At 41.6% G+C, this 20,525-nt stretch carries 22 protein-coding genes; 5 read left to right on the forward strand and 17 right to left on the reverse strand.

Annotation, left to right across the window (positions count from 1 at the left end; all coding sequences use genetic code 11):
• Window positions 1-19: 19 nt before the first annotated feature.
• The 4 genes from ACRWQN_RS04905 to crp all read right to left on the reverse strand — a co-directional run bounded on the left by ACRWQN_RS04905 (window position 20) and on the right by crp (window position 3,093).
• Window positions 20-1,369, reverse strand: a complete 1,350-nt coding sequence (locus ACRWQN_RS04905; RefSeq protein ID WP_434939957.1) for an ATP-binding protein — start codon at window positions 1,367-1,369, stop codon at window positions 20-22.
• Entirely contained in the window at window positions 1,366-2,043 is a 678-nt protein-coding gene (locus tag ACRWQN_RS04910; protein WP_434939958.1) for a response regulator, read from the reverse strand. Before ACRWQN_RS04910 ends, ACRWQN_RS04905 begins: the two co-directional genes overlap by 4 nt.
• Window positions 2,024-2,371 (reverse strand): PepSY domain-containing protein, encoded by a 348-nt coding sequence (locus ACRWQN_RS04915; protein ID WP_226411183.1) that lies wholly within the window; start codon window positions 2,369-2,371, stop codon window positions 2,024-2,026. The genes ACRWQN_RS04910 and ACRWQN_RS04915 overlap by 20 nt, the downstream gene beginning before the upstream one ends.
• Before the next feature lie 86 nt (window positions 2,372-2,457).
• Window positions 2,458-3,093, reverse strand: coding sequence for a cAMP-activated global transcriptional regulator CRP (gene crp, locus ACRWQN_RS04920; RefSeq protein WP_226411181.1), 636 nt, complete (start codon window positions 3,091-3,093; stop codon window positions 2,458-2,460).
• A gap of 441 nt (window positions 3,094-3,534) precedes the next feature.
• On the opposite strand from crp, the gene ACRWQN_RS04925 reads away from it, so the two are divergent.
• Entirely contained in the window at window positions 3,535-4,224 is a 690-nt protein-coding gene (locus ACRWQN_RS04925) for a sel1 repeat family protein (protein ID WP_434940596.1), read from the forward strand.
• Window positions 4,225-4,515: 291 nt separating this feature from the next.
• Here ACRWQN_RS04925 and ACRWQN_RS04930 read toward each other — a convergent pair whose 3' ends face one another.
• From ACRWQN_RS04930 to ACRWQN_RS04940, 3 genes are all read right to left on the reverse strand, one after another.
• Window positions 4,516-5,397 carry a phosphoribulokinase gene (locus tag ACRWQN_RS04930; protein WP_434939959.1) on the reverse strand — a complete coding sequence of 294 codons (882 nt, stop codon included), beginning with the start codon at window positions 5,395-5,397 and terminating at the stop codon, window positions 4,516-4,518.
• A 124-nt stretch (window positions 5,398-5,521) separates the two neighbouring features.
• Entirely contained in the window at window positions 5,522-5,764 is a 243-nt protein-coding gene (locus ACRWQN_RS04935; RefSeq protein WP_434928272.1) for a YheU family protein, read from the reverse strand.
• The gene (locus tag ACRWQN_RS04940) at window positions 5,761-6,759 is read right to left on the reverse strand and encodes a hydrolase (RefSeq protein WP_434940597.1); all 999 of its coding nucleotides are present in this window, start codon (window positions 6,757-6,759) and stop codon (window positions 5,761-5,763) included. Before ACRWQN_RS04940 ends, ACRWQN_RS04935 begins: the two co-directional genes overlap by 4 nt.
• Before the next feature lie 113 nt (window positions 6,760-6,872).
• Between ACRWQN_RS04940 and ACRWQN_RS04945 the strand changes: the two genes are divergently transcribed.
• Both ACRWQN_RS04945 and ACRWQN_RS04950 read left to right on the forward strand, forming a co-directional pair.
• Window positions 6,873-7,379 (forward strand): TAT leader-containing periplasmic protein, encoded by a 507-nt coding sequence (locus ACRWQN_RS04945; RefSeq protein ID WP_434939960.1) that lies wholly within the window; start codon window positions 6,873-6,875, stop codon window positions 7,377-7,379.
• 34 nt (window positions 7,380-7,413) lie between these two features.
• Window positions 7,414-9,000 carry a GMC family oxidoreductase N-terminal domain-containing protein gene (locus tag ACRWQN_RS04950; protein ID WP_434939961.1) on the forward strand — a complete coding sequence of 529 codons (1,587 nt, stop codon included), beginning with the start codon at window positions 7,414-7,416 and terminating at the stop codon, window positions 8,998-9,000.
• Between the two features lie 74 nt (window positions 9,001-9,074).
• Here the strand turns inward: ACRWQN_RS04950 and ACRWQN_RS04955 are convergent, their stop codons facing one another.
• Window positions 9,075-9,581 carry a TIGR02444 family protein gene (locus tag ACRWQN_RS04955; RefSeq protein WP_434939962.1) on the reverse strand — a complete coding sequence of 169 codons (507 nt, stop codon included), beginning with the start codon at window positions 9,579-9,581 and terminating at the stop codon, window positions 9,075-9,077.
• A 98-nt stretch (window positions 9,582-9,679) separates the two neighbouring features.
• Window positions 9,680-11,599 (reverse strand): ABC transporter ATP-binding protein, encoded by a 1,920-nt coding sequence (locus ACRWQN_RS04960; RefSeq protein WP_434939963.1) that lies wholly within the window; start codon window positions 11,597-11,599, stop codon window positions 9,680-9,682.
• A 140-nt stretch (window positions 11,600-11,739) separates the two neighbouring features.
• On the opposite strand from ACRWQN_RS04960, the gene ACRWQN_RS04965 reads away from it, so the two are divergent.
• Window positions 11,740-11,937, forward strand: a complete 198-nt coding sequence (locus tag ACRWQN_RS04965; RefSeq protein ID WP_226411167.1) for a YheV family putative zinc ribbon protein — start codon at window positions 11,740-11,742, stop codon at window positions 11,935-11,937.
• 241 nt (window positions 11,938-12,178) lie between these two features.
• On the opposite strand, the gene ACRWQN_RS04970 is transcribed toward ACRWQN_RS04965, so the two are convergent.
• From ACRWQN_RS04970 to sfsA, 8 genes are all read right to left on the reverse strand, one after another.
• A complete protein-coding gene (locus tag ACRWQN_RS04970; protein WP_434939964.1) occupies window positions 12,179-12,703 on the reverse strand; it encodes a DUF4124 domain-containing protein in 525 nt (174 codons plus the stop codon).
• Between the two features lie 347 nt (window positions 12,704-13,050).
• Window positions 13,051-13,896: a pantoate--beta-alanine ligase gene (gene panC / locus ACRWQN_RS04975; protein ID WP_434939965.1), complete on the reverse strand. Its 846-nt coding sequence runs from the start codon at window positions 13,894-13,896 to the stop codon at window positions 13,051-13,053.
• 23 nt (window positions 13,897-13,919) lie between these two features.
• Complete coding sequence (gene panB, locus ACRWQN_RS04980) at window positions 13,920-14,714, reverse strand: 3-methyl-2-oxobutanoate hydroxymethyltransferase (RefSeq protein WP_434939966.1); 795 nt, start codon at window positions 14,712-14,714, stop codon at window positions 13,920-13,922.
• Between the two features lie 62 nt (window positions 14,715-14,776).
• Entirely contained in the window at window positions 14,777-15,265 is a 489-nt protein-coding gene (folK, locus tag ACRWQN_RS04985) for a 2-amino-4-hydroxy-6-hydroxymethyldihydropteridine diphosphokinase (protein WP_434939967.1), read from the reverse strand.
• Window positions 15,265-16,575, reverse strand: a complete 1,311-nt coding sequence (locus ACRWQN_RS04990) for a polynucleotide adenylyltransferase PcnB (RefSeq protein WP_434928941.1) — start codon at window positions 16,573-16,575, stop codon at window positions 15,265-15,267. Before ACRWQN_RS04990 ends, folK begins: the two co-directional genes overlap by 1 nt.
• A gap of 231 nt (window positions 16,576-16,806) precedes the next feature.
• The gene (gene gluQRS, locus ACRWQN_RS04995) at window positions 16,807-17,694 is read right to left on the reverse strand and encodes a tRNA glutamyl-Q(34) synthetase GluQRS (protein ID WP_434939968.1); all 888 of its coding nucleotides are present in this window, start codon (window positions 17,692-17,694) and stop codon (window positions 16,807-16,809) included.
• A gap of 69 nt (window positions 17,695-17,763) precedes the next feature.
• Window positions 17,764-18,207 (reverse strand): RNA polymerase-binding protein DksA, encoded by a 444-nt coding sequence (dksA, locus tag ACRWQN_RS05000; protein ID WP_226411155.1) that lies wholly within the window; start codon window positions 18,205-18,207, stop codon window positions 17,764-17,766.
• Between the two features lie 116 nt (window positions 18,208-18,323).
• Window positions 18,324-19,028: a DNA/RNA nuclease SfsA gene (gene sfsA / locus ACRWQN_RS05005; protein ID WP_434939969.1), complete on the reverse strand. Its 705-nt coding sequence runs from the start codon at window positions 19,026-19,028 to the stop codon at window positions 18,324-18,326.
• Between the two features lie 153 nt (window positions 19,029-19,181).
• Here sfsA and pepB point away from each other — a divergent pair, with 153 nt between their 5' ends.
• Window positions 19,182-20,456 (forward strand): aminopeptidase PepB, encoded by a 1,275-nt coding sequence (gene pepB, locus ACRWQN_RS05010; RefSeq protein WP_434930500.1) that lies wholly within the window; start codon window positions 19,182-19,184, stop codon window positions 20,454-20,456.
• Window positions 20,457-20,525 lie beyond the last annotated feature (69 nt).

Below are 20,525 nucleotides of genomic sequence, written 5' to 3' on the forward strand. Positions count from 1 at the left end.
TTTGTGCGCTTATTGGGTTTTAGATTGCAGGCTTATTGAGTGGAATAACAATGGATACCGCCAAGCCGCTTAAATGTTCACTGGCGTTAAATTGCAGCTGAAAGCCATACTGCTCGCAAATTTCCTTCACTATAGATAAACCTAAGCCATGGCCCATAACATCCTCGTCTAAGCGTTTTCCTCTGGCGGTTAACAAAGCTAATTGATCTTGTTGTACGCCTGAACCGTCGTCTTCTACTGTGATAGTAATTGAATGATTGTGCTGTTTTTTTAATGATAATCGCACACAGGAATCTGTCCATTTAAACGCATTATCAAGTAAATTACCAAACAGCTCCATCCCATCTTCGCGGTGAATAGGAATACGTGATAACTGTTGTGGGTTGTGGATATGCTCGGTCACAGCTTTATGTCGATACACTTTTTTGAGGGTATTCAGTAAACTGATAAAATCTTTATCGACAGTCATTTGAGCGGCAGGAAGCATATCACCGGTTACTCTAGCAGCAGCGAGCTTTCTTTCAATCATTTTTCTGATTTGATCTAGCTGCTGTTGCATTGCTATTGCCGCATCTGGATCGGTTAATCCTAAGGCTTCTACTTGCTGCTGCATAATAGCTAAGGGGGTCTTTAACCCGTGGCTTAAGTTGCCTAGATTGTTACGGCTACGTTCAATCTGTTTGGCGGTATAGTCGAGTAGCTGGTTATAGGTTTCTGCTAAGGGTTTTATTTCTGAAGGTATATGTTGAGTCTCTAGGGCGCTGATTTCCCCTTGGCGTAATTTGGCTAACGACTGCTGTATCTTTTTTACCGGTTTAAAAGACTGACGTAGAATAATAAAAATACCCGCTATCATTGCCAATAGCATACCAATATTAATTGCCAGTTTAGTGCCAAAAACCTCACTAAATACCCGCCTACCTATGCTTAAATCCTGTGCCACGGTTAATGTGGCCGTATTAGGCGTGTCATCAGATCCAATGCCAATAGATAGCAACTGCATATCGTTATTTTTCGGGCCTTTTGCCTGCCAGACACGTTTTTGTGAATCGGCTAATGGTTCTATTTCTAACTCAACGTCCCACAGTGAGCGAGACCTAATCACCTGGTTTGGTAAATTAAGTTGGAAATAACGGCCTGAATAGGCTGGTTTGTAAAAACTAGACAGCTGCTGATGATCGATCTCTATTTGACCATCCTGTAATCGAGTGGCCAGAATGACATGTTCAAGATCTTCTTCTAAGCGGTTAATAATAGAATCGTGAAATGCTTCTCTAAGCATAGATTCAAACAATATTAATCCAATAATCGTGCTTAATATGATTAACCCGGTTAACCATAGGCTGAGCTTAGAGCGAATCGAGATCATTGTTCGATTATGCCATGGAAGATATATCCCTGTCCTCGGCGTGTTTCAATCGCTGTTTTACCCAGTTTTTTGCGCAAGTGAGTCACATAGACTTCTACCACATTACTTTCTTTTTCATCGTCAAATTGATACAACTTATCGGTTAGCTGTGTTTTTGATAGTAATTTTTTGGGTGACATCAGAAATATTTTAAGCAGCCTGAATTCCATTGCTGTTAGTTCAAACTCTTGATCCGCCACAATCACTTTTTGCTCGTTTTCATCTAATGTAATACCTGCGTAGCAAAGCTGTTTTGAGGCAGTATTTGCTCGGCCATGGGCACGGTTTATCAGTGCTTGTATGCGAGCAAGTAATTCTTGAGTATGGAATGGCTTGCCAAGGTAATCGTCCGCACCAGCATTAAATCCTTCTACTTTCTCGTGCCACTGCGAGCGTGCTGTGAGCATTATTACTGGTGTGACTATGCCTTTTTCACGCCAACTAGTGATAAGATTTAACCCATTTCCATCGGGTAAACCAATATCGAGTATCACACAATCATATTGAGTTTCTTTGATAAGATAGTCAGCTTCAACCGCTTTATCTGTTACATCGGTAACATAGCCGGCTTGTTTAAGTTGCTTTTCTAATTCAGCCACTAAAAGTGGATTATCTTCAACGAGTAGCAGTTTCATGTTGCGTGCATTCACTAGGTAATTGAGTTAACGAATTTAGAGTACCACTTTGTGCATCAAATTGCAGATTTACAGTGTGGCCTTGTTTTAATTTTAGCTGTAAATTATACCGCCACTTATCTTTTTCTTGAAATAATTGTGCATCTACTAGCTGAACATCACAATATTGAGCTAGCCAGTTAAGGCATTCATCTAAAGAACGTATATGGCCTGCACTCACCAGTTTTTGAACATGATTATGGTCTGCCTCATACAAGGTTTGAGTATTATTGAAGTTAGCGTTTAATGTGCTAAGGCTGAATAAGCCAATAGTGATAAACATGGACATACTCTCTCCAAGGCATAAAAAAAGTGGTGTGCAGATAAACTGACACCACTTTAATAATCTTGGCTTAAATCAAGCTGAAGCTTATCTTAACGCGTACCGTAAACCACTATCGTTTTACCGTGTGCTTGAATTAGATTTTGCTCTTCAAGCATTTTCAAAATACGCCCAACGGTTTCACGTGAACAACCTACAATTTGACCAATCTCTTGACGAGTAATCTTAATTTGCATGCCATCAGGGTGAGTCATTGCATCTGGCAGTTTGGCAAGATGTAATAATGTTTGCGCAATACGACCAGCCACATCCAAGAAGGCTAGATCACCTACTTTTTGGCTAGTACTTTGTAAGCGCAACGCCATTTGTGCTGATAGTTTCATCAGAATTTCAGGGTTTACTTGAATCAATTGCTTGAATTTCTTGTAAGAGATTTCGGCAATTTCACATGCTTGTTTAGCACGGACCCATGCGGTACGTTCGGCTTGTTCTTCAAACAGACCTAGCTCGCCGATAAAGTCACCTTGGTTAAGATAAGAAAGGATCATTTCTTTGCCTTCTTCATCTTTAATCAATACGGCAACCGCACCTTTAACGATATAGTATAAAGTATCAGAATCTTCGCCAGCATGAATTAGCGTGCTTTTAGCTGGATATTTATGAATGTGACAATGTGACAGAAACCATTCCAAAGTTGGATCCGGTTTTGGCTTACCAATCAGAGCCATATTGATGTTCCTCGATTGATTGAAAAATAAGTAATCTCTAATTAAGTACTTTACGCTATTTAAATAGATAAAACTTTGATGGAGATCTAGTTTAACGACTCGGCATTTTATATTAACTTTTTACAATGTAGGTTTATTTGATCAAATTTGGGAGTTAAGTCAATAAAACTGCCAGATTCTAACCTAAGTCACAATTGTTTTTTAGCGCCGCTAAACTATTTAGTATGATTAACGTTTATTCATGAGTTGGAGTATCGTTAGTTGTGGTGAATATTCTATTATGGTTTATTGTAATGCCAACTTAAGTTGGTTTATGTTTATGATGTTATTACTGTGGCTTATGAGGTGGATGTGAAGAAGTTATTCCAGATTAGTGTGGGCTGTATTATTTTTTGCTGTTTATTATTGTCTAAGGTACAGGCATTTTCACAGCCGCAAACGATGCAGTCGAACGAGCAATCAAGAGTGGTGCATATTCAATTAAAAGCCGCTCAAGGTGATGCAGATGCCCAATTTTTACTAGGACTGATGTATTTATCTGGACGATTTGTTGATAGAAATATTACAGAAGGTTTTATGTGGGTTGAGCTAGCGGCAAATCAACAGCATATTAAGGCGCAACAGACTATTGCTGATTTAGCGTTTGAAGGTAAATTAATTCCCCGTAATTTACTTAAAGCTGAAAAATGGTACTTAGACATGAGCCTGCAAGGTGATAAGTGGGCGCATTTTCGGTTAGGTTTTATTTATTCTGCTGGTGGTGATGGCGTAGAGCGCAATTGTGGTAAAGCGCTAACTCAGTTTGGTGCCGCCGGTGATGATGTCTCTTTAGGCAATATCGCCTGGATTTTGGCAACATGTCCTGAGCCTGAATATCGTGATGGCTCAAAAGCGGTGAGTTTGTCACTTAAGCTGCTTGAAACTAATCAAGGCGACCCGACTATTTTGGATAACTTAGCGGCAGGTTATGCTGAATTAGGTGATTTTACTCAGGCCATTAGTGTGCAGAAAAAAGCCATTGATGCATTAAAGTTGTACCCTGAAATAGCTAAAAGTGATGAGTTTTTACAGCGTTTAAAAAGCTATCAAAATAATCAAGCCTACAGAGAAATTATCCCACTTATGGATTAATGTATATCCATAAGTTTGTAGATGCTAATGCTGGAAAAGATATGAATAAGAGGGGATATAATTAAGTTGAGTGTCACATTATAAAATTTTGAATCATAAACAGGCTTTGAGCGCTGACATACTCAAGATGCTAACAGATCGAGATGGGGGGAATTAACATCTGAGCATATCAACTATCGTTCTTTCGCCTGAAGTCCCGATAGTTGTAGCCTAATCTATCTAGCTTAATGCAAACTTAAGTGTCTATTAATTCAGTATGTTTTGAATTATTTGCAGGAATGAGATGTTAAATTAATCTAACTTTTGTAACTCTGAGCGTTTATCCATCAAATCACGAATTAACGGTGTTAAAATTAGCTCCATCGCTAGAGACATTTTGCCACCAGGTACCACTAAAGTGTTGACCCTAGACATAAATGCGCCCTGTATCATGTTCAAGAAATAGGGGAAGTCGACATTATTCATACCGCGAAAGCGAATAACCACAAAGCTTTCATCTAAACTTGGAATATCTTTTGCGCTGAATGGATTAGAGGTATCAACCGTAGGTACACGTTGAAAGTTAATATGAGTACGAGAAAACTGTGGCGTCATGTGGTTGATGTAATCATCCATACTGCGCACGATTGACCCCATGACTTTTTCACGACTATGGCCACGGTCATTGGTATCGCGAATAATTTTTTGAATCCACTCTAGGTTAACAATAGGTACCATGCCGATCAGTAAGTCGACATGTTTAGCCACATCGGCATCATCAGTGACCACTCCGCCATGTAAACCTTCGTAATACAACATATCAGTTTTAGGGGGTAAGTCTCGCCACTGAGTAAACGTACCGGGCATTTGGTTAAAGGGCACTGCCTCATCAAATGTATGCAAATAGCTGCGGGTTTTACCCATACCTTTAGTGCCATAACTTTCGAAGCATTCTTCGAGTTTGATGAAGTTATTGGCTTCTGGGCCAAAATAACTGATGTTACGATTTTCAGCTTGAGATTTACGGATTAACACTTCCATCTCAGCACGGGTAAAATTATGAAAGCTGTCACCCTCTACAAAGGCGGCATTAATTCCCAATTGACGAAAAATATGGGTAAAAGCCGTTGTAGTCGTTGTTGTTCCGGCACCAGATGAGCCCGTCACAGCAATAATAGGATGTTTAGCTGACATTGTTCCTGCCTAGAAATTATCACGTTGAACATGGGGTAACAAAGCGAAATGCTTAGGCTTTGTAATCGTTGGAATAACATTTATACGGTAGTTAAGACCTTCTGGTCAATGCTCACAGGCTTTATTATTTTGAGAGAATAATATTTTTGATATGACGAATGGCTACTGACTCATCCTCTTCACTGTATTCAACCACCAACTCACCTTGCTTTAAAGCCTGCTTACATTGCTTAATCATATTTAAAAGTTGTTGGCTATCGAGTTCACTAAAACTGCCATCTTCTACCTGAGTGAACAAGTACTCTTTGATTAAATTGTTTAGAGTATCACCTTCTAAACCGTGTAATGCACTGTAGGGAATAATCATGCAGTATTACCTTTGCTACTGGATACTTGTGGATCTGCAAGCAAAAAATCAATGATGCGTTTTTCAAGATAAAACTTAGGCTTCCAAGGCCAACCGCCATCGATAAAGCCGACATGACCACCGGATAAATGCAGCTCGTAGTGTATCGCTGCTGACAGCTCATCTTGTGTGGGAATAACCGCTTCAGTCATAAAGGGATCATCTTTAGCGTGAATGATAAGTGTGGGGTTACTAATGTGTTTTAGTAAGTTCAGCGCACTTGAACGGGAATAATAATCATCAACACCGGCAAAACCATGCAAAGGTGCGGTAACTTTGTCATCAAATTGATAAAATGTACTCAGCTGCTGTAGTTCAGCCTTATTCAAAGGCATTTGTGCGACTAAGTTATGATTATCGAGTTTCTCGAGCATTTTTTTCTGTAAACGCTTAATCAAATGTGATTGATAAACTTTTGAAAAGCCACTCTCTAATTTTTTAGCGCAAGCACTGAGGGTTAGCGGTGCTGAAACGATAACCGCCCGATCGAGTAAACTTTGATTTCGCTTACTGCCTTGGTATTTGGCTAACACATTGCCGCCCAAGCTATAACCTACGGCATATAAAGCCGAATCAGGATAATAGGTTTTAAGTTGTTTCAGAGTGAAAGCTAGGTCATCAAAGTCACCACTGTGATAACTTCTTGCCAAGCGATTCGGTTCGCCAGAACAGCCGCGATGATGGTGGACTACTGAGCATAATTTAGCTTTATTTGCTTCTACTAGTATTCTACGAACATAGTGTGACTCTGTGCTACCTTCTAACCCATGGGCAATCACGAGAATAGGGTCGCCATTTTGTGGCTGACCTAACCAGTCTAAATCAATAAAATCGCCATCAGGAAGCTCTTGTCTTTGGCGAAAGGTGTCTGGTTTGGCCACTTTGAACATGAAGGGCAAAATAGTCTGTATATGTGGGTTAGCGGCCCACCAGGGTGGAGTAAAAGGGTTTTTTATCGACATGAGTCATTCAACGAGTGTTTGTGAAAGTTTAAACGTGTGTTTAAATATGATTAGTGTCACTGTAACACAGATAAAATTATCACAACAAAAATAATAGGGGGAAGAAAATGAAACGTCGTACCTTTCTTACCGGTGCTTTTGCTGGTACTGCTGTACTCGCTTTAGGCATTAATTTATACCCATCAGACCCTATTGCTATTAGTGGTGATACTCAGTATCGGGTGTTATTCAGTGTGCTTATTCCTGTGTTGTTAGATGGTGCTTTACCGGAAGTCGCCAGCCAAAGAAAATTGGCTATTGATACGACTATTGATGCTATTCAGGCCTCTATTGAGGTGCTGCCGACAGAGCAGCAAGCTGAGTTAAGAGAGCTGTTAGCGTTGCTTGAAAGCCGTTTAGGCCTGTTAATATTGACTGGCAGCATGACGCCATTAATGATGCGTTCGCCAGTCGACTTAACCAATATGCTTGAAGCATGGCGCTTCCATTACTTAGACATGGTACAGACAGCCTATCTTGGATTACGCGAATTAATTTTAGCCAGTTACTATGCTACCCCAGCTCATTGGGGAAAACTAGGTTATGCAAAGCCCACTTTTTTGCTTAATGCCTAATTAACCTAGCTTTTTTCCAAAGGAGATACTTGAGTTGGCTATTATTGATCCTATTACCACAGGTTTAGATTCAGGTTGGCAGCACATTGATGCCAGCACCTTGCAGCAAAATCGTCATTTTGAAGCCGATGTTATTATTGTCGGAACCGGCGCTGGTGGTGGAACTGCCGCTGAAGTACTCACTGAGGCAGGCTTAACGGTTATAATGATTGAAGGTGGTCCGCTTAAATCTTCTAAAGACTTTGATATGGAAGAGCGCCACGCATATCCTAACTTATATCAACAAGCCGCTGCGATGAAAACAGCGGATAAAGGCATCGGCATATTTCAAGGCCGAGCAGTCGGTGGCTCAACAACTATTAACTGGACAACTTCAATTCGTACACCGAAACAAACACTCGATTTTTGGGCATCGGAGCGTTCAGTTATCAACACGTCAGCAGAAGAGATGCTACCGTGGTTTGAGAAAATGGAACAACGGCTGAATATTACCGAGTGGCAGCATGAACCTAATCGTAATAATGGGGTGCTGCGCGAAGGCTGCGAGAAACTTGGCTGGGAACATACGGTTATTAAACGAAATGTAACCGGGTGTTGGAATACGGGGTATTGCGGCATGGGCTGTCCGGTTAACGCCAAGCAATCTATGCTAGTGACAACCATTCCTGCGGCATTAAATAAAGGTGCGACCTTAATTTCACGCGCTAAAGTGACTAAACTTGAGCACAGTGGCGATAAAGTTAATGGGTTAACGGCAACGGCATTAAACGAAGGCTTAAAGCCCAGCGGTGTTGAGTTAACATTCAGTGCTAAGCACTATATTTTAAGTGCTGGCGCTATTCATACCCCGACCATTTTAATGCGCTCTAATGTGCCTGACCCACATAAGTTATTGGGCAAAACCTTCCTTCACCCTTCATTACTTTCTGGCGGATTGTTTGATGAGCAAATTAATGGCCATAGCGGTGCACCCCAGTCTATCTATTCAGATCAGTTTGTTTGGCGAGATGGTGCTGCGGGAGACTTAGGTTATAAGCTAGAAGTTGCGCCTATTCACCCTGTGTTGATCGCCTCTAAAACCATTGGTTTTGGCCAAAGTCATGCGCAATTGATGGCTAACTTCAACAAAATGCAGGTGATGATTGCTTTGATTCGCGATGGATTCAATGAGCAGTGTATGGGAGGGCAGGTGCGTTTGACCGATAATGGTTTTGCATTAGATTACCCGTTATCAAATGATTTTTGGGCTGCTGCTAGAAAGGCTTTTTTATCCATGGCGGAGCTCCAATTTGCCGCAGGGGCAAAAAAAGTATTGCCTATGAATGATGGATTAGACTTCTTAACCTCCTGGAAGCAAGCGCAGGAAGTGATTGGTTCAATGGACTTACGTTTGCTCAAAACTATTGTTGCCTCTGCGCACGTGATGGGCGGCTGCCCAATGGGAGAGGACACCACAAAAGCGATGGTGGATAGTTTTGGGCAATCGCATTATTTTACTAATTTGTCTGTGTTTGATGGCTCAATGTTCCAAACCAGTTTAGGGGCCAATCCGCAGTTATCTATTTATGGCATGGTGGCCAGAAATGCCACTATGTTGGCTGAAAAGTTGAAAGCCAGTTAACGGTTATGGCTAGTATATAAACCAACATAAGTTAGTAGTTTTGTTGCTAAAATTTTGTTGATAATGTTTTACTGCTAACTCGGAAGATGTGACAGTGTTAGACCAAATAGGCTTAAATAGTGATAGCTGTTTTGGCTAGCTGTATTAAGTGCGCCATTGATAGTGGAATTGATCGGAGCATCTTTACCCGTTTTGTTAGATGCTATTGAATCAGCATGAATGAGATTGATACGTTGTAGCAACATTTTTTGTGATTTGCGCTCTAACATCAATTCAACCTGTAACATTTTTTGATATTCATCTGTGGTCAAATGCGCTTTAGCCAACCGCCGCAACTGGCGGTAAGGTTTTAATACGCCAGCTTCCCACGGCTCTATTAAACGGGATAATTGTTGCCAATCATTAATACCAAGCGGATAAGATTGCTGATCTAGCTGCTGTGCTAGTAGTAGCAGATTGACATTCACCTGGTAATTGTCTTGTAGCGCAATATAAGCCTGTGGGTCACACAGGTACTTTTGCTCGCATTGTTGCCAGATGTCATTAGAAAATGTTGTCATTGAAGGTTGCCCGTCAGCCATATATCAATCTCTGAATATTCTGTTAACAATTAGCATCGCGCATTGAATACTGTGAAATGGTACACAATGCGCATAAGCTGTTGAGATTCTTTAACCCATTAATCAGCTTTGAATGACAGCTCTATTGCTTCAATTTGCTCTTGTATTTCTAACCAAGCCATTTCACTTTCATCCATCGCCTGAGTCAATTTAGTGCGCTCATTGAGCACCTGCGTCATTTTGGCTTTGTTTTCAGCTTCATACAGGCTTCCATCGGCTAATGCGACTTCAAGTTCTGCTAAACGGTCAGTGAATTTTTGCTGTTCAGTTTCTAGTTTTGTTTGCTGTTTTCTTAACGGTGATACCTTTTGACGTAATTCTGCTTCAATTCTTTTTAGCTGTTTTTTGTCAATCTGTGGTGTATCAGTATTGGTGTTTTCTGACTTTTGATTTGCTTGGGCTGCTTTTGCTGCATCTAATAACCATTGGTGATAATCATCTAGATCACCATCGAAAGGCTTTACCACACCCTGGTCAACAAGGTAGTAATCACTGCAGCTGAGGCGTAATAAGTGACGGTCGTGCGACACGATAACCATTGCCCCTTCAAAGGTTTGCAGTGCCATGGTTAAGGCATGGCGCATTTCTAAATCAAGGTGGTTAGTGGGTTCATCTAATAGCAGCAGGTTAGGACGCTGCCATACTAGTAATGCCAGTACTAAGCGGGCCTTTTCACCACCGGAAAAAGGTCTTACAGGTGATAAAGCCATATCACCATTAAACCCAAATCCACCTAAAAAGTTACGTAATTCTTGTTCGCGAACACTGGGCGCAGCTAAGCGAGAAAGATGTTGCAGCGGTGTATCATCTAATTGTAAAAATTCAATTTGGTGTTGAGCAAAGTAGCCAATGTTAAGGCCTGGATTGGGTTCATACTTGCCTGATAACGCTTGAAGCTGACCAGAAAGTAACTTAATTAGGGTTGATTTACCGGCACCATTACGGCCCAACAAACCAATTCGAGCACCTGGCACCAAGTTGAGTTGTACCTTACTTAAAATCGTTTTATCACCATAACCCACAGCAACCTGTTCCATTTTTATCAATGGGTTCGGCAGGGCTTCTGGTTCACGGAACGCCATTTGAAATGGATTGTCAGCTTGGGATGGCAGAAGCTCAGCCATGCGCTCTAACGCTTTGAGGCGGCTTTGAGCTTGCTTGGCTTTACTGGCTTTATAGCGAAAACGGTCAACAAAAGACTGCATATGTGCACGTTCTTTTTGCTGACGTTCAAAGGCTACTTGCTGCTGTGATAAACGTTCAGCTCGTACATGCTCAAATGCGCTGTAGCCGCCTTTATAGAAGTTGAGTTTGTGATGTTCAACATGAATAATTTCATCCACGATGGCATCAATAAAGTCGCGGTCATGGGAAATCAAAATCAAGGTGCCTTGATAAGACTTAATCCAACCTTCTAACCAATACATGGTATCTAAATCTAAGTGGTTGGTAGGTTCATCGAGTAATAATAAGTCTGAGCGGCATAATAGCGCTTGCGCAAGGTTTAAACGCATCCGCCAGCCACCTGAGAAGCTTTTAACTGGGTTGGTTTGCTCAGCATCGCCAAAACCTAAACCGGCTAATAGTGCACCCGCTCGGGCGCGGATAGCGTAGCCTCCAATTGCATCAATTTTACCATGAATAAGGGCGATGGCATTGCCATCATTTTCATCTTGCGCGGTGATGAGTTGAGCTTCAAGCTGGCGGAACTCAGTATCGCCATCTAAAACATATTCTAATGCAGATACATCAAGCGCCGGGGTTTCTTGGGCTACAGAGGATATTTGCCAATTTGCGGGTAGTGAGAACTCGCCTTTATCTAGGTGTAAATGACCTAAAATCAATGCCAATAATGACGTTTTTCCGGTACCATTTGCGCCGACTAAACCCACTTTGTGACCAGGGTAAATCGTCACAGAGGTTTCGTCGAGTAAGGTTTTACTGCCTCGAATTAATTGTGCTTGGCTAATACTGATCATGAACGCAACTTGAAGCTGTAAAATAAAGTGGGTGGATAATACCGTATTCGCGATTTATTTCCCACAATGACAGGACGTATACGACGCTTCCATGGCAAAATAGCCACTGTGATCTAATTAACCCGAATTGAGAGTGTCTAATGACAAAAATAAAAAAACGTTTTGTAGCGGGGGCTAAATGCCCTAAATGTGGCGCGAAAGACAGTATTTTATTATTTAAAGAAAATAACATTGAAACGATTGAGTGCACCGATTGTGACTATCGTGAGCAGCAAACTGATATCGAAGTGCCTAAAAAATCAACCGGTAATATGATAGGAGTATTTAAGCCTGAGTAAGGATAAAGAGTGTTTTATTATGTTGTGAGGATGGGGCTAATACGTTTTTGCCCCCTAATGCCAGTCATACATTAGGGGAGGTAAACGCATAGTTTATGTTAGGCTTATTAGCAATAAACGCCTTGCGACAAACATAAAGAGTTTTGCCTGAATACCGCAAGGTCATTATTAATGAACTAACGGATGGAACGAAAATCCATAGATTTGATTTATGTTTAACAGGCAGATGACAATACAGATCTTACTGACTCATTAACTCATCTGGTGACGCTTCAGCTTCAATTTTTGATTTATGCTGATTTAATACTTTAATCACATTGTTATTACTGAGTATGAGTTCGTCGAAGCGTTGGTTAATCTCTTGTAATTCTACCCCATAGCTAGGGTCATCTTTGGCTTTAGTTTGCCAAAAACGTTTACGATCTAATTTTTGCACTTCACTTGCTCGCAGAATTTCAAAGTAGCTATTTTCCTGCTTAAGACGATAGATCTCTCCCTCAAGTAATTGGAGTAATTTTTCTTTTGAAATGGTTTGCTTGTTCAGTAGTGCTTTGAGGGGATCAATTTTGATTTCACGTTTATCTGAGTCGATTTCAGTAGTGATACCGTTTTCGTATTCAATTTTATGTTGGCGGAATGCTTCCGGACAAACGCTATGGCTGAATACGACTTTGTCATCTTTCATACATTTATAGATGGCATTAGTGTTCCCCTGCACCATAAAAGGACTGAGTAAAAGCACCAATAAATATATAATTCTTGCCATGCGGCCACATATCCTTCTGTAAATCCATCATATACCGTTAGTGAGTATAGAACCATCGCAGCTTTATCACATAAATATGTTAGATAAATTTATGTTAAATAAACATCGCAAGTGTAACGACAAAACCAGTTTATTGACAATTGATTTTTTTTTGACGCATGTAATATCTACTACAGAAGTGTTTTTTACTATTTATGCCGCTCAAAATCACTCCTTTCTTAGCGAAAAATGGCCAAGAAAGGTGTGATAGTGTGTTTCTAGGGCTTAATATGAGCTTGCTAGCGGGTGTTCGGTCTGAGTCAGAAGTACTAATTTTTATTTAGTATCAAGAATACGAGTAATCGTCGTTATCGATTAAATGTTAAATTATCGATAAGACGCGCTTTGCCTAAATATGCTGCCGCGACAATGACTAAACTGTTATCTTCAGCGGTAACGGGTTGCAAATTGTTGCTGTTGCGGACTTCAAGATAATCTGGCGTAAAGCCCGCTTCAATAAGTGATGCAGTGGCGTGTTGGCTGGCCTCGATAATACTTTTACCTTGTTGAATACTTAGTGCCATTTGATCTAATGCTTGTTTAAGTGCAGCAGCATTAATTTTTTCTTCAGGGGTTAAATAACCATTACGTGAGCTCATCGCTAAACCTGATGGCTCACGAATCGTTTCCACACCAATAATATTAATGGGGAGTGACAGGTCAGCGACCATGGTTTTAATGACTAACAATTGTTGAAAGTCTTTATTACCAAAAAATGCCATGTCTGGCTGAACTATGTTAAATAACTTATTTACGACAGTGGCAACGCCACGGAAATGGCCTGGACGACTTGCGCCGCAAAGCTCATCACCGATTTCTGGTACTTCTATAAAAGTTTGTTTATCTAAGCCTTTAGGATAAATAGTCTCTGGTGTTGGAGTAAATAATAATGCAGCACCAGCGTCAACTAAGGCTTGTTTATCCGCCGCTAAGGTACGTGGATAAGCGCCTAAGTCTTCATTTTTACCAAATTGAAGTGGATTAACAAAAATAGACACAACAACATGGTCAGCTTGTTTCAGTGCTCGATTAACAAGGGTAATATGACCCTGGTGTAAATTACCCATGGTTGGGACAAATGCAACTGTTTCGCCTTTAATGCGCCAAGCGTTAACTTGAGCGCGAATGTCAGAGATGGCGGCAGTGGTGATCATGATGAATTAAACCTGCGAAATAATTAGTTAAAGATGTGTTCTTCAGCTGGGAATGAACCGTCAGCCACTTCGTCAATATAAGCGCGAATAGCGCTGCGGATTTCACCCGTTTGTTTAAGATAGTTTTTGGAAAAGCGAGGAATGTAACCACTCGATATGCCTAAAACATCATGCATTACTAAGATTTGACCGTCAGTATCTGCTCCAGCGCCAATACCAATAACCGGAATTGAAAGTGCCTCAGTGATTGTTTTAGCTAAAGTTGCCGGAATACATTCAAGGACTAATAATTGAGCACCAGCTCCCTGTAAAGCTTTGGCTTCATCTAAAATACGTTGGGCATTATCTGCATCGCGTCCTTGGACTTTGAAACCACCAAATACATGAACCGATTGAGGTGTTAATCCTAAATGAGCACAAACAGGAATGCCGCGTTCAGTGAGCATTTTAACACTTTCAAGTAACCAGTGACCGCCTTCAACTTTGACCATGTTAGCGCCGGCCTGCATTAAGATGGCAGCATTTTGCATGGTTTGTTCTGCGGTTGAATAGCTCATAAAAGGCATGTCAGCGATCAGTAAAGCACGGTTTATGCCGCGACGTACGCAGGCTGTGTGATAGGCAATATCAGCAACGGTAACAGGTAAGGTGTCATCATGACCCTGTAACACCATTCCCATAGAGTCACCCACTAATAAAACATCAATCCCTTCGCTGTCAAAGGCACCTGCAAAACTGGCATCATATGCGGTTAGTGCAGTGAATTTTTTACCTTCTTTTTTGAACTTCAATAGGGTAGAACTAGTGACTTTTGACATAGTGGACTCTTAATACAATTCAAATTTATACGCTGTGGAGCATATACTCTAAAGTGGTGAAATCAACTTTTATTCGGTATTTTGTGCAAAGACTGCTGCATTTCTGGTGTCAGTAGCGATTTAAGTGCCTGATGACACGGCAAGATTAAGTCTTCAGCAATTTCAGCCAGCGGGATTAACACAAAGCTGCGCTCTTTCATACCGTAATGCGGGACCTGTAATCTTGGTATATCAATGATGTGTAATCCATATAATAATAGGTCAAGATCTAAGGTTCTTGGGCCCCAACGTTCATTACGCACCCGGCCTTGTTGTTGTTCAATATCTTGCAGGCTATTGAGTAATTCAATCGGTTCAAGGTGAGTATTAAAGCAGGCTACCGCATTAACATAATCAGGCTGAACAACATCACCCATGGGCGTTGAGCGATAATAACTCGACACTGTAACATCACCATTGACAGCAATCTTTTTTAACGCGGCAACAGCTTGGTTTAGCTGTTGCTCTGGCTCTGCAAGATTAGCTCCTAATGCGACATAAACTAAAGTCATTATTCTGCAGCTGAGTCCGATTTAACAGCAGGTTTGCGCTTTCTTTTACGCTGTGCTGTATTGCGATTACGGTTTGAGCTTGTTTTGCCTGAGCCTTTAGCAATATCACTACGTTGTGTTTCATCAGCTTCAACAAATGATTTCCACCAGGTAGCTTGCTTGGCCACACTGCCACCTTCAGCTTCACCGCGAAGTAATAATAAATCATATGCTGCACGGAATTTAGGGTGCTCTAATAATTTAAATGCCCGTGAACCTTGGCTACGCTCAAATCTAAGTTGTAGTTGCCAAATATCTTTTGCAGGCGTACTGAAACGGCGTGGAATGCTAATCGTGCGGCATTGTTCTTCCATCACATCACCCATAGCTGCCACTTGCGCATCATACAATGTCAAACCACTTTCAAGGGCGATATCATCAGCTCGTTGCTTTAGCGGATACCAGAGAATTGCCGCATAAAAGAATGCTGGCGTAACCGGTTTATCTTGGTTAACTCGATCGTCAGTGCTGCGCATAACAGTATTGAGCATTTTAGCCGCATAGCCCTTAGGGTCATCAGTGATAATGCCTTGTATTTGTGGAAATAGCGGGCCAAATAAATCGAAATCTTGCATCATTTGATAATTAGCTTGAGCTTTACCTGCAAAGAAAAGCTTTAACACTTCTTCGTACATACGGGCAGCTGGAATATCGGCTAATAGTGGCGCTAATAATTTAATCGGGGCGGCAGAAATAGGATCGATTTCCATCGATAATTTTGTGGCAAATCTTACCGCGCGTAACATCCGAACAGGGTCTTCACGATAACGGGTTTCAGGATCACCTATTAGCTTGATTTTACGGGCGTGTAAGTCTTCAATGCCACCGCCATAACTGCGGATAGAAAAGTCACTAATATCATAATATAAGGCGTTAACCGTAAAGTCGCGACGTTCAGCATCTTCATCAATTTCACCGTATACGTTGTCACGTAATAGACGACCTTCGGCATTTGATTTTGAAATGGTGTCGCTGTTTTCGCCATGATGTCCACGAAATGTTGCTACTTCAATGACATCACGTCCAAAAACAATATGTGCTAAGCGAAAACGGCGTCCGACTAAGCGGCAATTACGGAATAATTTTTTGATTTCATCTGGAGTGGCATTAGTCACAACGTCAAAGTCTTTAGGCTCAAGCCCTAATAGAATATCGCGCACTCCGCCACCGACTAAATAGGCTTTAAAACCTGATTTGTGCAGTCGATAAAGCACTTTTAATGCATTTTCGCTGATCTGGCGGCGCGAAATATCGTGGCTATCACGTGAAATGATATCCAAACGTAGGCCGTTTTGTTCTTCTAACGGCTGGTCGAGCTCGGGCGCTGCTTTATTATCAAATAAATTCTTGCAGAACTGACTAATACGGCGAAAAATAATACACCTCGTTGACACTAAATTAATTGATTAAAAATCTGGCGGGTATGATATACCAATTGTGCGCGAATGAGTAGATAACTGTGTGATAACTGATGTTGACAAATTTCCAACAGTTGTTTGGTGCTAATCTACCGCGCCAGCTGGTTTTGCTAAGATAATTTCACTGTGTTTTGGCACATTGGCTAAGGAAAACTGCGCTACTGCTTGAGCGAGCATTTTATCTACATGGTCGATATCAACTTTAGGTTGACCTAAAAAGTCTAGGGCGGCATTCAGGCTTTGTTGTGGAGCTTGTATATTGATTGCTGGAGCATGGTTTTGCTTGGATAGTTTAAATCCTGGTTTTGCACAAGCGAGTGGTAGGTGCAACCAATTAGGTGTTGGTAAATCTAATAGGTGAAATAAGCTGATTTGTCGACAACTGGCTTCTAATAAATCGCTGCCTCTGACGACTTCAGTTATTCCCTGAAAAGCATCATCAATGACGACGGCAAGTTGATATGCAAAAAGGCCATCACTGCGTTTGATAATGAAGTCTTCACCCGCAAAACCACTTTCAACATTAATGTGGCCGCGATTGATATCATCAAAAAAACTGACTTTAGCGCTATTACGAATACGGATAGCACCAGTAGTGTGTGCATTGACGATATTGACTAAACCACAGCGGCTATCGTAAACGCCTCCCATAGTTTGAATCATTTTACGGGAGCATTGGCAATAATATGCTTGGTTTTGAGCAACAAGTTTCTCTATGGTGTTTTGATAGACTTGAGTTCGCTGACTTTGATATAACACAGTGCCATGCCAATGTAGGCCATAGGCATCAAGCGTTCGCAGTATGTCATCGCTGGCACCGCTAACTTCTCGCGGAGGGTCGATATCTTCCATTCTGACTAACCATTGGCCATGCAAACTGTGGGCACGTAAATAACTACCGAGTGCGGCAATTAATGATCCGAAATGAAGTGAGCCGGATGGTGATGGCGCAAAGCGTCCGATATATGACATATCTTAAGCCGTTTTGAAGTGAGGACAAATTAAATAGAAAGGGCGAGAATAATCTCGCCCTAAACGTATTTAACCAGCCATTTGCTTTTCTTTGATTTCTGCTAACGTTTTGCAGTCAATACATTGATCAGCGGTAGGTCTTGCTTCAAGTCTGCGGATACCAATTTCGATACCACATGAGAAACAATAACCAAAATCGTCTTCTTCGATTAATTGTAGTGTTTTCTCAATTTTCTTGATCAACTTACGTTCTCTATCACGAGCACGAAGCTCTAAACTGAACTCTTCTTCTTGAGCTGCGCGGTCAACAGGATCTGGAAAATTTGCAGCTTCATCTTGCATATGAGTCAGTGTACGGTCAACTTCTTCACGCAATTGGTTACGCCATGCTTCGAGTATCACTTTAAAGTGACGGCGTTGCGTGGGATTCATATATTCTTCACCAGCTTTTTCCTGGTAAGGATCTACACCTGCGATAGCGAGTACGCCAAGTTTCTTAGTGCCTTCAGGCATAACGCATCTCCTGTAATCGTTTGCGTTTAATTGCGGCTTATTTTTTACGGCGCTATCTATACCAGAATCTGTATAGCGTGGCAAATTTTTTACGGTATAAATCTTTTTTATTTAATTCATACCATCACTTTGCATGGACCGATAATTCTACTGGCTTGGGGTGACAATAGGGTTTGATATGCCAGTACTTCAACGCCTTGGTTAATCGCTTTGTTGAGTAAGTCTGCGTACTGAGGATCGATATGTGCGGCGGGTTTCACTGTTGATATTCCACTGTGCTGCACCACAAACAATATTACGGCACGATGACCCTGTTGTACCATTTCGATTAATTCTCTTAGATGCTTTTGTCCCCGCGTAGTAACGGCATCAGGAAAATAACCTTCACCTTGCTCTAACAAGGTACAACTCTTGATTTCAATATAGCACTTAGGCCGGTCTTTGCGCGTTAAAAGAATGTCGATGCGGCTATTTTCTTCACCGTATTTCACTTCACGCTGTAAAGTGGAGTAACCAGTTAGCTCGGTAATAACGCCACTATTGATAGCTTCCTCGGCAAGCGCATTGGCTCTAGCACTGTTTACGCCGATTAAATGATCTTGATCCGATTGCATTATTTCAAATGTGTGGCGATATTTTCGTTTCGGGTTATCTGATTCAGAGAACCACACACTTTGACCAGGATATAAGCAGTTTTTCATTGAACCGGTATTAGGGCAATGAATGGTCATTTCGCTGCCATCATCTAAAATGATATCGGTCAGAAAACGCTTATAACGTTTAATGAGTCGGCCATGTTGTAGCGGGGGAGTGAAGTCCATATAAATTGATTTCGTGGCAAATAATAGTAACCATACATCATTAGATAAAAGAATGTGACAGCTGATATACTATTGTCAATTTCGTTATTCGGCTGAATACATTATTATTCTATGGTGACGTACCGCGAAAATGCTGCAAACAAGGAATTTATCATGCAATTTATGACTGTCATTTTAACTCAAGAAGCTCCCGCAACTCATTGGGGCAAGTCCGATGTCACTTTTGAAGGCCAAAATAGCTTCATTCATTTAAGTGGGAATGCACCGCTTCGCCAAGTGCAAATGGCTGCCCGTAAAATTCGCAATCAAGGCATTAACCAAGTTCAGCTTCAAGGTGAACTATGGACTGTTGATTTACAGTGGGTATTCGCCCAAGGCTTTGCCACCGCCAAACCTGGCTATGAAGTGGTTTGGTGTGGTGATGACCAACAACAGCAAATACTAACAGATCGTGCGCAGTCCGCTGCGTTTGCCCGTAAGTTAATTAACGATACCCCTGAAGATCTTTCCCCTGTGTCACTGGCTACCCAAGCGGCAAATTGGCTAAAAGATATTGGTGGCGATAAAGTGACCTTTAATATCGTTGAAGGTCAAGACTTGTTAGCTAAAAAATGGGTTGGTATTCATGCGGTTGGCCGTGGCAGTGAGCGTCCACCGGCATTATTAGAATTAGATTTTAATCCGCTTGCGGCTGATGCTCCCGTTGATGTTGCGCTTGTGGGTAAAGGCATCACATTTGACTCTGGCGGTTATAGCTTAAAGTCGTCGGTAGGTATGTTAGCTATGAAGTGCGATATGGGCGGCGCTGCAACTGTGACTGCTGCTTTAGGTTTAGCCATCAAGTCTGGTTTGAACAAACGAGTCAAACTGTATTTGTGTTGCGCGGAAAACCTAGTCAGTGGTCGTGCATTTAAATTAGGCGATATTTTAACCTATAAAAATGGCACCACAGTAGAAATTGTTAATACCGATGCAGAAGGCCGTTTGGTATTAGCTGATGGTTTACAGGCTGCTTCAGAGTCAGGCGCTAAATTAATTATCGATGCAGCGACCTTAACCGGCGCTGCAGTTATGGCGGTCAGTAACGAATATAACGCAATATTTTCACCACAAACAGAAACGATAAAAATGGCGCAACAATGTGCAGCCGCAGTGGGTGAAAATGTGTGGCCATTACCGTTAGATCCTTGGCACCGCGACACTTGCCCATCTGCTTACGCTGATACGGCCAATAGTCGTCCAGTTAAAGGTGGCGGCGCAGGCGGAGCATCAAATGCAGCAGGTTTCCTATGGCGCTTTGTAACACCTGAGGCAAACTGGCTGCATATTGATTTGGCGGCGGCATTTGAGTCCTCTGCTACAGGGTTATTTAGCGCAGGCGCAACAACCCATGGTGTACTGACAGTGGCTGAAATTCTGAAGCGATAACAGCTGACCTTAATACCTTAAGCTAAACGGTATTTAAGGTATCAGATAAATGTTTGAACTCAAGCCATC

Origin of the sequence: Shewanella sp. HL-SH8 (genome assembly GCF_051165765.1) — a bacterium.
GTDB lineage: Bacteria > Pseudomonadota > Gammaproteobacteria > Enterobacterales > Shewanellaceae > Shewanella > Shewanella glacialimarina.

Excerpts from the sequence above, each read along its gene's own strand:
- dksA (WP_226411155.1), bottom strand. The coding sequence starts at position 18,207 with ATGCCTGAAGGCACTAAGAAACTTGGCGTACTCGCTATCGCAGGTGTA.
- pepB (WP_434930500.1), top strand. The coding sequence starts at position 19,182 with ATGCAATTTATGACTGTCATTTTAACTCAAGAAGCTCCCGCAACTCAT.
- ACRWQN_RS04955 (WP_434939962.1), bottom strand. The coding sequence starts at position 9,581 with ATGGCTGACGGGCAACCTTCAATGACAACATTTTCTAATGACATCTGG.
- gluQRS (WP_434939968.1), bottom strand. The coding sequence starts at position 17,694 with ATGTCATATATCGGACGCTTTGCGCCATCACCATCCGGCTCACTTCAT.
- ACRWQN_RS04970 (WP_434939964.1), bottom strand. The coding sequence starts at position 12,703 with ATGGCAAGAATTATATATTTATTGGTGCTTTTACTCAGTCCTTTTATG.
- ACRWQN_RS04930 (WP_434939959.1), bottom strand. The coding sequence starts at position 5,397 with ATGTCAGCTAAACATCCTATTATTGCTGTGACGGGCTCATCTGGTGCC.
- ACRWQN_RS04910 (WP_434939958.1), bottom strand. The coding sequence starts at position 2,043 with ATGAAACTGCTACTCGTTGAAGATAATCCACTTTTAGTGGCTGAATTA.
- ACRWQN_RS04905 (WP_434939957.1), bottom strand. The coding sequence starts at position 1,369 with ATGATCTCGATTCGCTCTAAGCTCAGCCTATGGTTAACCGGGTTAATC.
- sfsA (WP_434939969.1), bottom strand. The coding sequence starts at position 19,028 with ATGGACTTCACTCCCCCGCTACAACATGGCCGACTCATTAAACGTTAT.
- panB (WP_434939966.1), bottom strand. The coding sequence starts at position 14,714 with ATGTCAAAAGTCACTAGTTCTACCCTATTGAAGTTCAAAAAAGAAGGT.
- panC (WP_434939965.1), bottom strand. The coding sequence starts at position 13,896 with ATGATCACCACTGCCGCCATCTCTGACATTCGCGCTCAAGTTAACGCT.
- ACRWQN_RS04935 (WP_434928272.1), bottom strand. The coding sequence starts at position 5,764 with ATGATTATTCCCTACAGTGCATTACACGGTTTAGAAGGTGATACTCTA.
- ACRWQN_RS04915 (WP_226411183.1), bottom strand. The coding sequence starts at position 2,371 with ATGTCCATGTTTATCACTATTGGCTTATTCAGCCTTAGCACATTAAAC.
- crp (WP_226411181.1), bottom strand. The coding sequence starts at position 3,093 with ATGGCTCTGATTGGTAAGCCAAAACCGGATCCAACTTTGGAATGGTTT.
- ACRWQN_RS04945 (WP_434939960.1), top strand. The coding sequence starts at position 6,873 with ATGAAACGTCGTACCTTTCTTACCGGTGCTTTTGCTGGTACTGCTGTA.
- ACRWQN_RS04960 (WP_434939963.1), bottom strand. The coding sequence starts at position 11,599 with ATGATCAGTATTAGCCAAGCACAATTAATTCGAGGCAGTAAAACCTTA.
- ACRWQN_RS04925 (WP_434940596.1), top strand. The coding sequence starts at position 3,535 with ATGCAGTCGAACGAGCAATCAAGAGTGGTGCATATTCAATTAAAAGCC.
- folK (WP_434939967.1), bottom strand. The coding sequence starts at position 15,265 with ATGACTTTAGTTTATGTCGCATTAGGAGCTAATCTTGCAGAGCCAGAG.
- ACRWQN_RS04965 (WP_226411167.1), top strand. The coding sequence starts at position 11,740 with ATGACAAAAATAAAAAAACGTTTTGTAGCGGGGGCTAAATGCCCTAAA.